Origin of the sequence: Mycetocola lacteus (assembly GCF_003667575.1) — a bacterium.
In the GTDB taxonomy this organism is placed as follows: domain Bacteria; phylum Actinomycetota; class Actinomycetes; order Actinomycetales; family Microbacteriaceae; genus Mycetocola; species Mycetocola lacteus.
Window position 1 is genome coordinate 108,034 of sequence record NZ_RCUY01000002.1, and the last position, 15,886, is coordinate 123,919.

At 66.2% G+C, this 15,886-nt stretch carries 11 protein-coding genes and 1 tRNA gene; 11 read left to right on the forward strand and 1 reads right to left on the reverse strand.

Going from position 1 to position 15,886, the window contains the following annotated elements; translation table 11 throughout:
* The first annotated feature begins 240 nt into the window (after window positions 1–240).
* From pstS to D9V34_RS02655, 5 genes are all read left to right on the forward strand, one after another.
* Window positions 241–1,347, forward strand: coding sequence for a phosphate ABC transporter substrate-binding protein PstS (gene pstS, locus D9V34_RS02635; protein ID WP_121687389.1), 1,107 nt, complete (start codon window positions 241–243; stop codon window positions 1,345–1,347).
* Between the two features lie 81 nt (window positions 1,348–1,428).
* Window positions 1,429–2,367, forward strand: a complete 939-nt coding sequence (gene pstC / locus D9V34_RS02640; RefSeq protein ID WP_121687390.1) for a phosphate ABC transporter permease subunit PstC — start codon at window positions 1,429–1,431, stop codon at window positions 2,365–2,367.
* A complete protein-coding gene (gene pstA, locus D9V34_RS02645) occupies window positions 2,367–3,422 on the forward strand; it encodes a phosphate ABC transporter permease PstA (protein WP_121687391.1) in 1,056 nt (351 codons plus the stop codon). The genes pstC and pstA overlap by 1 nt, the downstream gene beginning before the upstream one ends.
* 19 nt (window positions 3,423–3,441) lie before the next feature.
* The gene (gene pstB / locus D9V34_RS02650) at window positions 3,442–4,221 is read left to right on the forward strand and encodes a phosphate ABC transporter ATP-binding protein PstB (protein ID WP_030148172.1); all 780 of its coding nucleotides are present in this window, start codon (window positions 3,442–3,444) and stop codon (window positions 4,219–4,221) included.
* A 331-nt stretch (window positions 4,222–4,552) separates the two neighbouring features.
* Window positions 4,553–5,824, forward strand: coding sequence for a DUF7507 domain-containing protein (locus D9V34_RS02655; RefSeq protein WP_183091814.1), 1,272 nt, complete (start codon window positions 4,553–4,555; stop codon window positions 5,822–5,824).
* A gap of 378 nt (window positions 5,825–6,202) precedes the next feature.
* Here D9V34_RS02655 and D9V34_RS02660 read toward each other — a convergent pair whose 3' ends face one another.
* Window positions 6,203–6,706, reverse strand: a complete 504-nt coding sequence (locus D9V34_RS02660) for a DNA-directed RNA polymerase subunit beta (RefSeq protein WP_245601250.1) — start codon at window positions 6,704–6,706, stop codon at window positions 6,203–6,205.
* A 303-nt stretch (window positions 6,707–7,009) separates the two neighbouring features.
* On the opposite strand from D9V34_RS02660, the gene D9V34_RS02665 reads away from it, so the two are divergent.
* The 6 genes from D9V34_RS02665 to atzF all read left to right on the forward strand — a co-directional run bounded on the left by D9V34_RS02665 (window position 7,010) and on the right by atzF (window position 15,860).
* Window positions 7,010–7,085 (forward strand) — tRNA-Lys (locus D9V34_RS02665).
* 195 nt (window positions 7,086–7,280) lie between these two features.
* On the forward strand, window positions 7,281–8,906 hold the full coding sequence (locus tag D9V34_RS02670; RefSeq protein WP_121687393.1) for an APC family permease: 1,626 nt from the start codon (window positions 7,281–7,283) through the stop codon (window positions 8,904–8,906).
* Between the two features lie 27 nt (window positions 8,907–8,933).
* Window positions 8,934–9,782, forward strand: a complete 849-nt coding sequence (locus D9V34_RS02675; RefSeq protein ID WP_121687394.1) for an urea amidolyase associated protein UAAP1 — start codon at window positions 8,934–8,936, stop codon at window positions 9,780–9,782.
* 2 nt (window positions 9,783–9,784) lie between these two features.
* Window positions 9,785–10,510, forward strand: a complete 726-nt coding sequence (locus tag D9V34_RS02680; RefSeq protein ID WP_121687395.1) for an urea amidolyase associated protein UAAP2 — start codon at window positions 9,785–9,787, stop codon at window positions 10,508–10,510.
* Complete coding sequence (uca, locus tag D9V34_RS02685) at window positions 10,507–14,157, forward strand: urea carboxylase (RefSeq protein WP_121687396.1); 3,651 nt, start codon at window positions 10,507–10,509, stop codon at window positions 14,155–14,157. Before D9V34_RS02680 ends, uca begins: the two co-directional genes overlap by 4 nt.
* Window positions 14,157–15,860, forward strand: a complete 1,704-nt coding sequence (atzF, locus tag D9V34_RS02690) for an allophanate hydrolase (protein ID WP_121687397.1) — start codon at window positions 14,157–14,159, stop codon at window positions 15,858–15,860. The genes uca and atzF overlap by 1 nt, the downstream gene beginning before the upstream one ends.
* Window positions 15,861–15,886 lie beyond the last annotated feature (26 nt).

A 15,886-nucleotide genomic window follows, 5' to 3' on the forward strand; every position in this document is an offset into this window, starting at 1 on the left:
TGACGCGGGCTATGTCGTGCATCTAGGATGTACCGGCAACGGCCGGATTCCTACCGTTAGGTAAACGCTCGGCAAGATCGTAAAAATGGCCGCCGCGAGATCACGCGGTGCGGCACCAACCGTTCACCCGAGTTAACCTCCCGTTCACCAACGCGCGGCATGCTTGTCACTATCGCGGCATAGCCTCGGCGGTGAGCCGACAGCAGGCTCGCCCCGAATCCACTATGAATGGAAGTACCCGTGAAGTTTTCTTCGGTAGCGCGCGTCTCGGTTGTCGCCGCGATCACCGCCCTCGCCCTCACCTCGTGTGCAGCGAACGAGGGCTCGCCCTCGGCATCCGGGTCGGCCTCCGACTCCCCCGCGGCCAGCAACCTCTCCGGTGAGCTTGTCGGCGTTGGCGCTTCGAGCCAGGGCACCGCTCAGACCACCTGGGGTGCCGGTTTCCAGACCGCCAACGAGAAGGTCACCGTGAACTACGACCCGTCCGGTTCGGGTGCTGGCCGTAAGGCCTTCATCGCCGGTGGCGCCGCATTCGCCGGTAGCGACTCGGCCCTCTCGGATGAGGAGCTCGCCGGTTCCTTCGGTACCTGCAAGGCAGACACCAAGGCCATCGACATCCCCGTCTACATCTCCCCGATCGCCGTGATCTTCAACGTTGACGGAGTCAAGGACCTGAACCTGGACGCCGCCACCCTGGCCGGCATCTTCTCGGGCAAGATCACCCAGTGGAACGACCCCGCGATCGTCGCCCTGAACAAGGACGCTAAGCTCCCCGACGCCAAGATCAACGCCGTGCACCGCTCGGACGCTTCGGGTACCACCAAGAACTTCGCCGACTACCTGAACCAGAACGCTCCCGACGTGTGGACCGAGAAGCCGGCTGACGACTTCCCGTACACCGGTGGCGAGGGTGCTCAGGGCACCTCGGGCGTGGTTGACGCCGTGACCAACGGCACCAACATGATCGGTTACGCCGACGCCTCGCGCGCCGGCAAGCTGGGCGTGGTCAAGGTCAAGGTTGGCGACAAGTTCGTCGGTTACTCGGCCGAGGCCGCAGCCGCCGTCGTCGCAGAGTCGCCGCTGGTTGAGGGCCGTGGAGCCAACGATCTGGCCATCAAGCTGGACCGCAAGACCACCGACGCGACCCACTACCCGATCGTCCTGGTCTCCTACGCCATCGCCTGCGAGACCTACAAGGACCCGGCTCAGGGCACCCTGACCAAGGCGTACCTCGAGTACATCACCTCCGAGGCCGGCCAGAAGGCTGCCGCCGAGAAGGCCGGAAACGCACCGCTGTCGGCTGACCTCTCCAAGAAGGTTGCTACCGCCGTCGGAAGCATCAAGTAACACCCCACATCACACTCGTCGTGGCCCGGCCTTTTGGCCGGGCCACGACGGCGAGACAAGGAGCCGAGGGCACCGTCGACTATGACCACTCAAACCGAACGGCCTAAACCCGTCATCCGTCTGGGTGACCGCGTTTTCGCCCGGAGTACCCTGATCGCTGGAAGCCTCATCCTCGTGGCCCTGGCCGCGGTGGCCATCTTCCTGATCGTTGAAGCAATCCCCGCCCTCGGCGCCGACACCACCGAGCTCAAGGGCTCCCCCTCAAACTTCTGGACCTACGTTGGTCCGCTCGCCTTCGGTACGGTCTGGGCCGCGTTCCTCGCCCTGTTGATCGCCGTTCCGCTGGCCGTGGGAATCGCACTGTTCATCTCCCACTACGCACCGCGCCGCCTGGCTCAGGGTCTCGCCTACGTGATCGACCTGCTCGCCGCCGTTCCCTCGGTGGTCTTTGGTCTCTGGGGCATCAAGGTCCTGGCTCCGGCCGTGCAGCCGGTGTACGCCTGGATGACCGACAACCTCGGTTGGTTCCCGCTCTTCTCCGGCCCGGTTTCGGGTACCGGACGCACCATCCTTACCGTCGCGATTGTGCTCGCCGTGATGATCCTGCCGATCATCACCGCGATGGCCCGCGAAGTATTCCTGCAGACCCCCAAGCTGCACGAGGAGGCCGCCCTGGCCCTCGGTGCCACCCGCTGGGAAATGGTCAAGATGGCAGTGCTGCCCTTCGGCCGCTCCGGCCTGGTGTCCGCCTCGATCCTTGGCCTCGGCCGCGCGCTCGGTGAAACCATGGCCGTCGCCATGGTTCTCTCGCCCAGCACCGTGATCTCCTTTGTGCTGCTGCAGTCCGAGAACCCCAACACCATCGCCTCGAACATCGCGCTGAACTTCCCCGAGGCCCACGGCACCGGCGTCAACGTGCTGATCGCGACCGGTCTGATCCTGTTCGTGATCACCTTCGCGGTGAACTTCATTGCTCGAGCCATCGTCGCGCGTCGTAAAGAATTCTCGGGAGCCAACTAATGTCCACCGTCGCCCCGATTGCTAACGCCCTCACCGCGGGCAAGCTCCCGCGCTACACGCCGGCCTGGGTCCTGCTGGGATCCGCGGTCATCATCACCGGTATCGCACTGCTGATGGGCAACCCCTCGATCCCCGGCATCGTGGTGGTCACCGCGGTCCTGTTTGTGGTCCTGGTGTACCTCCTCTCGCTGGTTGTGGAGGGCTCACGTAAGGCCAAGGACCGTCTGATGACCTCGCTGGTCACCCTGGCCTTCCTGCTCGCCCTGGTGCCGCTGATCTCGGTGGCCGCCACCACGATCGGCCTGGGCCTCGCCCGCTTCGACCTGGAGTTCTTCACCACCTCGATGCGCAACGTCACCGACGCCGGCGGTGGAGCGCTGCACGCGATCGTGGGAACCCTGCTGATCACCCTGGCCACCGCGATCATCTCGATCCCGATCGGTATCCTGACCGCCATCTACCTGGTCGAGTATGGCCGCGGCAAGCTGGCCAAGTGGATCACCTTCATGGTCGACATCATGATCGGTATCCCCTCGATCGTGGCCGGTCTGTTCGCCTACGCCCTGTTTGCACTGATCTTCGGTCCCGGCATCCGCCTGGGTATCGCCGGATCCATCGCGCTGTCGCTGCTGATGATCCCCGTGGTGGTGCGCTCGACCGAAGAAATGCTCAAGCTGGTTCCCAACGAGCTGCGTGAGGCCTCCCTCGCCCTGGGTGTTCCCAAGTACCTGACGATCCTCAAGGTGGTTCTGCCCACCTCGCTCGCCGGTATCGTGACCGGTTCGCTGCTCGCGGTCGCCCGCGTGATCGGTGAGACCGCGCCGCTGCTGATCGTGGCCGGATTCACCCAGTCGATGAACTACAACCTCTTCAGCGACCGGATGATGTCCCTCCCGCTGTTTGTGTACTCCTCGTACTCGCAGCAGGGTGCCGACCCGCAGCAGTTCCTCGACCGTGCCTGGACCGGCGCGCTCACCCTGATCCTGATCGTGATGGCCCTGAACCTCCTCGGTCGCCTGATCGCCCGCATCTTCTCCCCGAAGCTCTCCCGATAGAAACCCGAAGGAATAGTCCGTGTCTAAGCGCATCGAGGTCCGCGACCTCAACGTCTACTACTCCAAGTTCCGTGCCGTGGAGGGTGTCTCCCTGACCATTGAGCCGCGCAGCATCACCGCGTTCATCGGTCCGTCCGGTTGTGGCAAGTCCACCTTCCTGCGCACCCTGAACCGCATGCACGAGGTCATCCCCGGCGCCCGCGTCGAGGGCGAGGTGCTGATCGACGGTGACGACCTGTACGGCCCCGGCGTCGACCCGGTGCTCGTGCGCCGTCAGGTGGGTATGGTGTTCCAGCGTCCGAACCCGTTCCCGACCATGTCGATCAAGGAGAACGTGCTCGCCGGTGTGAAGCTCAACAACCGCCGCATCTCCAAGTCCGACGCCGACGACCTGGTGGAGAAGTCACTGCGCGGAGCCAACCTCTGGAACGAGGTCAAGGACCGCCTCGACCGTCCCGGCTCGGGCCTGTCCGGTGGACAGCAGCAGCGTCTGTGCATCGCCCGCGCGATCGCGGTCTCCCCGGACATCCTGCTGATGGATGAGCCGTGTTCCGCGCTGGACCCGATCTCGACCCTGGCGATCGAGGACCTGATGGAGGAGCTGAAGAAGGAGTACACGATCGTGATCGTGACCCACAACATGCAGCAGGCCTCCCGCGTCTCGGACAAGACCGCGTTCTTCAACATCGCCGGTACCGGCCAGCCCGGAAAGCTGATCGAGTACGACGACACCAACACGATCTTCACTCAGCCCAACGTCCAGGCCACCGAGGACTACGTTTCGGGTCGCTTCGGATAACCACGCACCCAGACCGCACAGGTCCAGGCGTCCAGGCCACCGAGGACTACGTTTCGGGTCGCTTCGGATAACCAACCACCACCATATGGCCATTACAGAATGCGCCGATTTCCCTCGGGGAGATCGGCGCATTTTGTCGTTTCAGCGCCCCCTCTCCAGGGGTCATAAAAGCGTTGATTATCGGCGATTTCGGGCAATGTATTCGATTGCGGGAACATAACGAGCATTCGTGGCTCAAACGTTATGAAAAATCCGCTATTTTCGACCTGAAATGTCCCCGGTTGCACGTATCTTTGAGATCAATCAATCACTTCTATTCCATGGGGGAATAATGGCAAAAATCTCGGGTCGCTGGGCTACCGCGGCCTCCGTCCTGTCTATCGGCGCACTGCTCGGTGTGGCCACCACCCTTCCGGCCTCCGCCGCACCGATTCCGGTGCCGTCGGTGAGTGCCTTCGCGGAGGATGAAGCCACCACACCCACGGTGGATCCGAGCACCACGCCCACCGATCAGACTCAGCCCAGCGAGGGTTCCGAGACGGAAACCGACACCTCCACGCCGAGCCCCGAGGTTTCCACCACACCCACCACTCCCGCGGCCCCCGAAGAGCCTGCCCAGCCCAGCAACGTCGCGGTTCCGACCGAGGATGAGGCCGCCACCGAAGACGAGGGCGAAGGCGAAGGCGAAGGCGAAGGTACCGAGCCTCAGAGGGAGTACGAGGAAGGTCCCTGGGGCGAATTTGAGGACGGACTTCAGGTAGTCCCAAACTGGTTCTTCACTGACGCCAATGGAAACGGCCTGCTCGACGTTGGTGAGACCTACGGAGTCACCTTCACGATCACAAATGTCACCGACATGGATCTGAAGAACCTGACTATCAACGCCATCCACCCGAGCTACCCATGGGACACCCCTGGCCCCAGCATCGCCGCAGGTGAAACGGTCGAGATGACCCAGACCAACGTGCTCGACCAGTACTATTTTGACTACACTGGATCACGAGACGAAGCATTCAACTACATCGGTGAGGCGTGGGTCATCCGAGGGATCTCCCCCAATGACAAGGGAGTTGTCAGCCCGATCCTAGCCCACCGGTTCCCCGTGCCCGACCTGGCTCCCTCCCTGAGCACCAGTGCAACCGTTACATCCACCACCGCACCCACACGTGCCGGCGATGTCATTACATATTCGGTAGCGGCAAAAAACACCGGCAACACCACCCTGGCAATTCCTGTTCTTGCCTCACCCGCACAGACGACTGCCGGAACCGGTTTCCGGAGCTTTGGCCCCGACGTCGAAAAGGGCATCCTTCCGCAGGGCACGACCACCCTCACCGGAAGCTACGTGGTGACCAAGACTGATGTGGCTCGTGGCGTCGTGAACATCTCAATCAACGCTACGTCCCAGAGTCAGAAGGAGGATTGGGTGCTTTCCCCGGCCCAGACTCTGACGGTCAAGCTTGACCCGACCACCGGTGGCGGCCTGGCCGAAACCGGTTCGGACCTGTCCTCGGTGGTGCCCGGCATCGCCGTCCTGGTCCTCGCCGCCGGCGTTGGCCTGCTCGGACTGCAGCGCCGTCGTTCCTCGGTAGACGCCCTCTAGTCTCCACTAGTAAAACAGCATCGCCCCCGAATCTGATTCGGGGGCGATGCTGTTTTGCTGCGGTGCGGGTCATGTATTTATCACCCGCATTAAAAGTAGGTGCCAGGCCGCAGAAACGCCTCTCGGCGGAAGGCCGCTCGCAGCGGCAAAAATTGGAGCCCGGGGTTTTGCGGCCCGGCTATGCCAGTGTACCAAAGTCCGTGGGACTGTGCCCCGCTCGGGGGAGGATTTCACTTAGAAATCCGCGAGTTGTGGCGTGTCTTCGCGCTACGCGAACAGGCACAAACGCGGATCGAGCCCTCCTCCGGGCGGCAGAAGCCAGCGGGGTTTTGCGCGAGCCGGCGCCGGGCTCGCTTCGCCCGCAACCGCATCCGAGGGCTAGTCCAGCGACTCGCTCCGCCACAGTTTGGAACACGCGGCCAACTCATCACCCAGCGTGCTGTAGCGCAGCGCCCGCCGGGTCAGGCCCTCGGCCCGTTCGGGATGGATCGGGTCGGCATCGTTAGCCAGCGAGACACAGCCCGCGGCGTTGATCCGACAGTACGCCGCCGCGCGATCCAGCGCGATTGCAAAGTCCCCGTCAAACACGCCGCGCAGGATCTCATCGGCCAGGGTCGTAATCTCCTCCACGTTGGTGGGGACCGCGGCACCGGCGATCACCGGATCGATGGTGGGAATAACCTCGGATCCACGGCGGAAGATAAGACTGGAGGTGTGCGGATCCTGACGGATCAGGGCCCGCAACAGGTAGATGCGCCAGAGCGCACCGGGGAGGCTGCGTGCGGGCGCGGTCGCCCACAGCTCGGCGAGGGTTTCGATTCCGTGGTTGTCGGTGTAGGCGACCAGACGGTCGAGAATGTCGGCGTCGGGATTCGCGCGCACACGCGAAAGCAGCGCATGAGCGGTCTCATGGGAGATCCGGCTGGTTTCGGCCGGATCACTCCCCCCGACAAACGTGCTGAACAGGTGTCCGGGGAACAGGGTGGGTTTGCGGAACTCGTTGACGGCTGGATCCTTTCACCGGGAGTGGACGCATAAAGTCGGTCTCCAGCGTACTCCGCGATCCCGGCGGGTGGTGGCGGCGAACACCCGGTTTGATCCGATAGACTGATGATGTTCGCTCGTTGGATTCTTCGAGCGTTCTCCCCTCGCACCGCATCACACTCGTGAATTCTGTGCGGGGTTGGGCCTGTAGCTCAGTTGGCAGAGCATCGGACTTTTAATCCGCGGGTCGAGGGTTCGAGCCCCTCCGGGCCCACCATTACCGAGCAGGTCGCCGCCCCACACGTTACCGTGTGGGGCTTTTTGCGCACCATATTTCGGATGTGATATTTCCTGCCGGCTGGAACATCGATTTAACAATTGAGAAATCGCTGGGCAATACGCGCTACCCAGGATAAGAACTGTACCTGTCACATGACAGGTATTAGGTTCTTGTTTTGGGAAGGCCGTACCCATGAGCATCACCGATTCCCCCGCCACCTACCGCCAGGAGCTGCGCCGCGGCGTGGGCCATTTCTCCTCGTTTGCCGCGGGATTCTCGTTTGTTTCGATCCTGACCACCGTGTTTCAGCTCTTCGGGCTGGGATTCGGGTTCGGCGGGGCCGCGTTCTTCTGGACCTGGCCGCTGGTGTTTGCCGGGCAGCTGCTGGTTGCCCTGAACTTCGCCCAGCTCGCCGCGCGTTGGCCGATCTCCGGGGCGATCTTCCAGTGGTCCAGCCGGCTCTCGGGCACCACGTTTGGCTGGTTTACCGGTTGGGTCATGATCATTGCGCAGACACTGACCGTGGCCGTGGCCGCGATCGCCGTCCAGGCGGTACTCCCCTCGATCTGGGACGGCTTCCAAATCATCGGCGGCCCCGGGGCCGACCCCTCACTCACCTCGGATACCGGAGCCCAGAACGCGGTCCTGCTGGGGGTGATCCTGCTGTTCATCACCACCGTCGTCAACATTCTGAGCGTGCGCATCATGGCCTTCGCCACCAGCGTCGGCGTGATCGTGGAGATCATCGGACTGATTCTCGTGGTGGCCGCGCTGTTCCTGCTGCCCGCCCGCAGCCCCGCCGTGGTTTTCACCACCGAGGGGGCGGCACCGTCGGACTCCCCCTATATCTGGGCGTTTCTGGCCTCCTCGCTGATGGCCGCCTACGTCCTGGTGGGCTTTGACTCCGCCGGGGAGCTTGCCGAGGAAACCCATGCGCCACGTAAGACCATCGCCAAAACCATCATCAACGCGGTGGTGGTCTCGGGACTCGGCGGTGCGCTGCTGATCATCGCGACCCTGGTGGCCGCCCCCAGCCTGTCAGACGGGAAGCTCGCCGCCGGAGGGATCGCCTACGTGGTGACCGAACGGCTCGGACCGGTGTTTGGCCGGTTGCTCCTGGTCGCCGTCGCGGTCGCGGTTTTTGCGTGCACCCTCGCCGTGCAGACCTCCGGATCGCGGATGATCTACTCGATGGCCCGCGAACGAGCGCTCCCCTTCTGGCGCACGCTGGCTCGGGTCTCCCCGCGCACCGGGACCCCGATCGCCACCAGCATCGTGATCGGGGTGGGCGCGGCGCTGGCCCTCGCCGTGAACTTCGGACACAACGCGATCTTCACCGCCCTGTCCAGCCTCTGTATCGCGATGCTCTACCTCGCGTACCTCGGCGTCACGGTCCCCCTCCTGTTTGCCCGTCTGCGTACCCCGCGGGACTGGCACTCGGGTGGGATCAATGAGGACGGAAAGCCCTTGTTTGCGCTGGGACGCTGGGGGCTGCCCCTCAATGTGCTGGCGGTGCTCTATCAGATTGCGATGGTGATCAACCTCGCATGGCCCCGCCCGGAAATCTACGACCTCACCGGGGAAACCTGGTGGTTGCAGTGGAGCGCGCTGCTGTTTATCGGGGCAACGCTGCTGGTGGGTGTACTGGTGCACCGCCGCAATCATGCACGTGACGGAGTCATCCGGCTCGGCCACCTGCCCACCACCGCGGAGATTGCCCTGAGTGATCTGGCCCTCACCGCCACGACGATCCCCACGGCGCCGACCGCTTCCGCAACGCCCGCTTCACCGGCCCCGACCACGCCCACTCAGGCGTAGCGGCCCACCTCAGAAAGTGACGGATTCATGACCTCCATCGCCCCCTTACACCTGACCGATCACGTGCACAACGCCCGTTCCGATGCCCGTTCCCGGGCCGCGCTTACCTCACCCTTTATGCCGTATCGGCCCGCGGCCTCCTCCCCGTTTATCCCGGCCGACGTGGATCCCGCGGCCCTCACCTGGGCGGAGACCGTGGCCCCCGGCGGATACACGCACCGGGTGCTGGCCCGCGGGACCCGGATTCGGTTCGAGGATCCCACCGGATCCGCCTGCGCGCACCTGCTGCTGTTCAACGCCGTAGCCCTCGGCGAGCGCCTCAACACCGCCGACACCGTGAAAATCCCCTGGCAGGCGTATCTGGGGACCGACCATCCGCTGCTCTCCGGCGACGGCCGTGTGCTCGCCACCATCGCCGCCGACACCTCGGGCCACCACGACGCCTTCTGCGGCACCACCACCGACCCGGCCACCCGGCAAAAGTACGGTGCTTCGGCCGCCGAAGGCCCCACGCCTTCGGGCCGCTCGCGCTTCCTACTGGCCGCCGCCAAGCACGGCCTCGATGCCCGGGATCTACCGCCCTCGGTCTCGCTGTTTCAGGGGGTACGAATCGACGGGGATGGTGCGCTGAGGTTCGTTGGCAGTGCCGGAGCGGGGACCCACGTGGACCTGATCGCCGAGATGCCGGTGCTGATTCTGGTAGCCAATGTGCCGCATCCGCTGGACCCCTCCCCCGACTACGCGGTCGGGCCGCTGCGCATCCACGCGTGGCGGGGCGATCCCACCGGCCCCGACGATGAGCGGTTTACCCGCACGCCCGAGCTCACCCGGGCCTACCTCAACACGATCGACTACGCACAGGCACAAGGACTCTGACCATGACATCGACTCCCCTCGCTATTCCAGCTTCCACCGTTCCGGTCGGCGCGGTCTTTGCCCCCGACACGGTCCTCGATCCCTCGGGGCCCCTGGCGGAGGGCCCCACTGTGCTGGACGACACGGTCGCCCCGCTCGGCCCCTGGTCGGGCATCGTTCGGGCCGGACAGACACTCACCATCGTGGATGTCGGAGGAAACCAGTCGGCGGACTTCCTGGTCTACAACGCCGCGAACACCGCCGAACGATACTCGGTCCCCGACACCCTCGCGGCCGCGGGCAACGCCTACCTGCGCACCGGTTCGTCGCTGTACTCCAGCGAGGGCCGGGTGTTGATGCGAGTGGTGGGCAACGAGATCGACCGTCAGGACACCATCGGAGGGGCCTGCTCCAAGGAGTCCAACACGCTGCGCTACGGCTTCCACACCGAGTATCAGCACGCGTGCCGGGAGAACTTCCTCACCGAGGGGGCTCGGTACGGGCTCGGGGTGCGCGATCTGGTGTCCAACATCAACTGGTTTATGAACGTTCCGGTCGAGGCCGACGGGGCGCTGGGAATCGTGGACGGGATGTCCGCCCCGGGCAAGCGGGTCGCACTGTACGCCGAGATCGACGTCCTGGTAATCGTCTCCAACTGCCCCCAGATGAACAACCCCTGCAACGACTTCAACTGCACCCCCCTGCGCATGATCATCACCGACCCCCAGACCGAAACGGACCCCGCATGAGCGCCGCCTTTGACACCGTCCTGATTGCCAACCGCGGCGAGATCGCCCGCCGGATCATCCGCTCGGCCCGGGCGCTGGGCCTGCGCACGGTCGCGGTCTACTCCGATGCTGACCGTGCGGCACCCCACGTTCGCGAGGCTGATGAGGCCGTCTATCTGGGCCCGGCACCGGCCAAGGACTCCTACCTCAATATCGAGAAGATCCTCGATGCCTGCCGAGAGCTCGGGGTCGGGGCCGTGCACCCCGGCTATGGGTTCCTCTCCGAAAACCTGGAGTTTGCCCGTCGCCTCGAGGAGGAGGGCATACGGTTCATCGGCCCGAGCGCCGACCACATCGCCGCGTTCGGCGAAAAGCACACGGCCCGCGAGCTGGCCCAGCGCGCCGGGGTACCGATGCTGCCCGGCAGCGGCCTGCTCGCCTCGGCGGAGGAGGCGGTCGAGTGGGCCGAGCGGGTGGGCCTGCCGGTCATGGTGAAGGCCACCGGCGGAGGCGGCGGCATCGGGATGCAGGCGTGTGCCACCCCCGCGGAGGTGCGCGAGGCCTTCGCCAGTGTGGCCCGGCTGGGAGAGAAAAACTTCGGGTCGGCCGGGGTGTTCCTGGAGCGCCTGGTCCGTCCCGCCCGCCACGTCGAGGTGCAGCTGTTTGGCGACGGGGAGGGACGGGTGGCCGTGATCGGCGACCGCGACTGCTCCCTGCAGCGCCGCAATCAGAAGGTCATCGAGGAAGCCCCAGCCCCCGCGCTGCCGGACCACGTGCGTACCCTGCTCCACGAGTCGGCGCGGGCCCTGGCCGAATCGGTGTCCTACCGGTCCGCGGGTACCGTCGAGTTCATCTACGATCCGATTCGCGAGGAGATCGCCTTCCTCGAGGTGAATACCCGGCTGCAGGTTGAGCACCCGGTCACCGAGGAGGTGTTCGGGGTGGACCTGGTGGCGATGATGCTGACCCTCGCCCGAGATGGCGCGGATGCGTGTGCCCCCGAGATCTTCGAGCGCGCGTTTGTGCCGCGCGGATTCGCGGTGGAGGCCCGCGTCTACGCCGAGGACACCGCACAGAACGGCCTGCCCAGCTCGGGCCTGGTGACCCAGGCGGTGTTCCCCGGCTTCGGAACCGATCCGCTGGCCGGGGTGCGGGTCGACGGCTGGATCGAGACCGGGCTGGAGGTGTCCCCCTACTACGACCCGATGCTCGCCAAGGTAATCGCCGCCGGCCCCACCCGCGAGGCGGCCCTCGACCTGCTGCGCGAGGGGTTGGAGGCCAGCCGCATCGACGGCGTCGTGACCAACCTGGGACTGCTACGCGCGCTCACCGACGAGGACTCCCTGCGGGCAGCCACCCACTCCACGTCCACGCTGGATGTCACCACCGATCCCGATCCGCGCATCGACGTGGTGGAGGCCGGAGCGATGTCCACGATCCAGGACCTTCCCGGCCGCACCGGCTACTGGCAGATCGGCGTTCCCCCGAGCGGCCCGATGGATACGGTGTCCCTCACCGAGGCCAACCTCGCGGTGGGCAACCCCGCCGGAGCACCGGCGCTGGAAATCACCGCCACCGGGCCAACCCTGCGCTTTAGCACCACGATGATCCTCGCGCTCACCGGGGCCCCGGCAACCGCGACCCTCGATGGTGAGCCCGTGCCGATGTGGGAACCCTTCGAGGTTGCGCAGGGCTCGGTGCTCGTGGTCGGGGCGCTGAACGGTCCCGGCCAGCGAGCCTACCTCGCGGTTCGGGGTGGATTCGATGTGCCGCTCTACCTCGGCAGCGCCTCGACATTCACCCTCGGCGGGTTTGGCGGTCACGCGGGCCGCGCCCTGCGTCCGGGCGATGTGCTGCGCCCGGGATCCCCCGACTCCGACGCCGCCCACCCGGCGCTGCCCGCGGGCACCCGACTCGGCTTGATCGGCGGCCCGACCCCCGCACACCGACGCCCGGCGATCACCCACACCTGGCAGATCGGCGTGACCGAGGGTCCGCACGGTGCCCCCGAGTTCTTCACCCGGGAGGACATGGACGTGTTCTATGCGACCGACTACGTGGTGCACTTCAATTCGGCCCGCACCGGCGTGCGACTGGAGGGTCCGCGCCCCACCTGGGCCCGCCCCGACGGCGGCGAGGCCGGTCTGCACCCCTCCAATATTCACGACAACCCCTATGCGGTCGGCGCGATCGACTTCACCGGGGACACCCCGATCATCCTGGGCCCCGACGGCCCCAGCCTCGGCGGGTTTGTGTGCCCGGCGGTGGTGGGCAGCGGCGACCTGTGGAAGCTCGGTCAGCTGCGCCCGGGCGACACCATCCGCTTTGTGCCGATCCGGGAATCGGAGGCCGCCGGGCTGCTGGAGGCGCGCGCCTCGCTCACGGTGCTGAGCACGGGCGGCGACGGGGATGACGGGGTGATCGGCCGGATGGAGGCCACCGCCGAACGCCCCTCGGTCACCTACCGCCGGGACGGCGACGACAACCTGCTGGTCGAGTACGGCGACCTGACCCTGGATCTCGGCCTGCGGATGCGCGTGCACGCGCTGATGACCACCCTCAACGAGAACCGGCCGGCGGGGGTGCGTGAGCTCACCCCGGGGATCCGCTCGCTCCAGATCCAGACCGATTCGAGCACCCTCACCGCGAGCGGACTGGCCGGGCTGCTGCGCGAAATCGAGTCCGAGATTCCCGAAACCGGGAAGCTTGTGGTGCCCTCGCGTACCGTACGATTGCCCCTCTCCTGGGACGATCCCACGGTCAACCTGGCCATCGAGCGCTACATGAACGGCGTCCGCAACGATGCCCCGTGGACCCCGTCCAACATCGAGTTCATCCGCCGGATCAACGGCCTGGGCTCGGCGGAGGACGTTTATAAAACCGTGTTCGATGCCACCTACCTGGTGCTCGGTCTCGGGGATGTGTACCTCGGCGCACCGGTCGCGACCCCGCTGGATCCCCGGCACCGCCTGGTCACCACCAAGTACAACCCCGCCCGCACCTGGACCGCCGAAAACTCGGTGGGGATCGGCGGCGCCTACATGTGCATCTACGGGCTGGAGGGTCCCGGAGGCTACCAGCTGGTGGGACGCACGGTGCCGATCTGGAGCCGCTATCAGCGCGGCGGCCTGTTCGCCGAAAACCCCTGGGCGCTGCGCTTCTTCGACCGGATCGAATGGTACCCGGTGAGCCCCGAGGAGCTGACCGAGCTGCGCGCCGAAACCGCCGCCGGACGCGGCCACTTCGAGACCGAGGAGGGCACCTTTGCGATCGCCGATCACGAGCGCTTCCTCGCCGACAACGCGTCCTCGATTGCCGAGTTCCGCGCGGTGCAGGCCCGCGCCTTTGCCGAGGAGAAGGAGCGCTGGCACGCCTCGGGTGAGTTTGACGTGCGTCCCGAACCCAAGCCCGCCCCGCCCGCCGATGCGGTGGTTATCCCCGCCGGAGCGACCGCGGTGAGTGCGCCGTTCACCTCAACCGTGTGGCAGCTCAACGTGCGTCCCGGGCAGCGGGTGCGTGCCGGGGACAAGCTGATCGCGCTGGAGGCCATGAAGATGGAATCCTCCGTCCTCGCCCCGATCGACGGCACCGTCGTCGAGATTTACACCGCCCCGAGTGAGCAGGCCACCCCCGGCCAGGTGCTCCTCGCCCTGATGGGAGAACACTGATGTCGTTTTTCACCCCCACCCAGCGTATTCGCCGGGCCTACGCACGCATCGCCGAGGTTGATCGTCCCGAGGTGTGGATCTCGCTGCGCGCCGAGGCCGAGGTGCTGGCCGAGGCCGCCGGGATCGAGGAGCGACTGAGTGCCGGGGAGCGTCTGCCGCTCGCGGGTCTGGTCGCCGCGGTCAAGGACAATATCGACGTCGCCGGGCTGCCCACCACTGCGGGTTCGGCCAGCTATCGCTACGATCCGATGGCCGACGCCACCGCCGTAGAGCGACTGCGCGCGGCCGGAGCCATCGTGATCGGCAAAACCAACCTCGACCAGTTTGCCACCGGCCTGGTCGGGACACGCAGCCCGTACGGCGCCGTCCGCAACGCCTGGGATCCCACCCGGATTTCGGGCGGGTCCAGCTCGGGATCCGCGGTCGCCGTGGCCCTGGGCATCGTGGATCTGGCCCTCGGAACCGACACCGCCGGATCGGGCCGGGTGCCCGCCGCGCTCAACGGGATTATCGGGATCAAGCCGACCCGCGGCCTGATCCCGGCCACCGGGGTGGTGCCCGCGTGCCGCACACTGGACTGCGTCACCGTGTTTGCCCGCGACCTGGGTCTCGGATCCACCACCGCCCGGCTGCTCGCAGGCGATGACGGGCTCGATCCGCTGGCACGCTCCGCGGCCGAGGTCGTCGCATCCGCCGCTGGCTCCCGGCTGAGCGCCACCCCGCGGGTCGCGATCCCCACCGCCGAACATCTGGACGGCATGGCCGCGGGCTGGCGGGAGGCCTTCGGCGACGCCGTCGCCCGGCTCGCCTCGACCGGGGTGGAGATCGTGGAGGTCAACATTGCCCCGCTGCTGGAGGCCGCGGCCCTGCTCTATGAGGGGGCGTTTGTGGCCGAGCGCTTCGCCGCGGTGGGGGAACACATCGAGCAGAACCGGGACCTGATCGGGACCGATCTCGATCCCTCGGTCGCCGCAATCGTGCTTGGCGGTGCACACAAGACCGCGGTGGAGCTGTTCCGGGATCGCGAACGCCTGGACACCCTGGGCAGTCGGGCGCGCGCGCTGCTTACCGGGACCGACGCGCTCCTCACCCCGACCACGACCTGGCACCCGACCCTCGCCGAGCTGGTCGAGGACCCGATCGGGGGCAACAGCAGGATGGGCCGCTTCACCAACTTTGCCAACCTCCTGGACATGTCCGCGCTGGCGATCCCCGCCGGGGCCGTGGACGGGCGCCCGTTCGGCGTGATGCTCACGGCACCGGCCTTCCACGACCTCGCGCTGCGCGAGCTGGCCGAGCGCTTCGCCGCTCCCACGGTGGAGCTGGTTGTGGTGGGGGCACACCTCAGCGGACAGCCACTCAACCATCAGCTGATCGCCGCCGGAGGCTCACTGATCGAGCCGGTCTCGACCGCCCCCGACTACACCCTGTTTGCCCTGCCGACCACGCCGCCCAAGCCCGGTTTGGTGCGGGTTGCCGAGGGTGGCGCAGCAATTGCTGGGGAGCTCTGGCGACTGCCGGCGGCCGGATTCGCGACGTTTGTCGCCGCGCTGCCCACCCCGATGAGTATCGGTCGGGTGCGCCTCTCCGATGGCCGTGAGGTGCCCGGTTTTCTCTGCGAATCCCTCGCGACGCAGGGAGCGCCCGAGATCACCGGCTTCGGGGGCTGGATCGCCTGGCTCACCCGGGGATCGGCGGCATAGTCACACCCTGCCGGTGGCATGACATT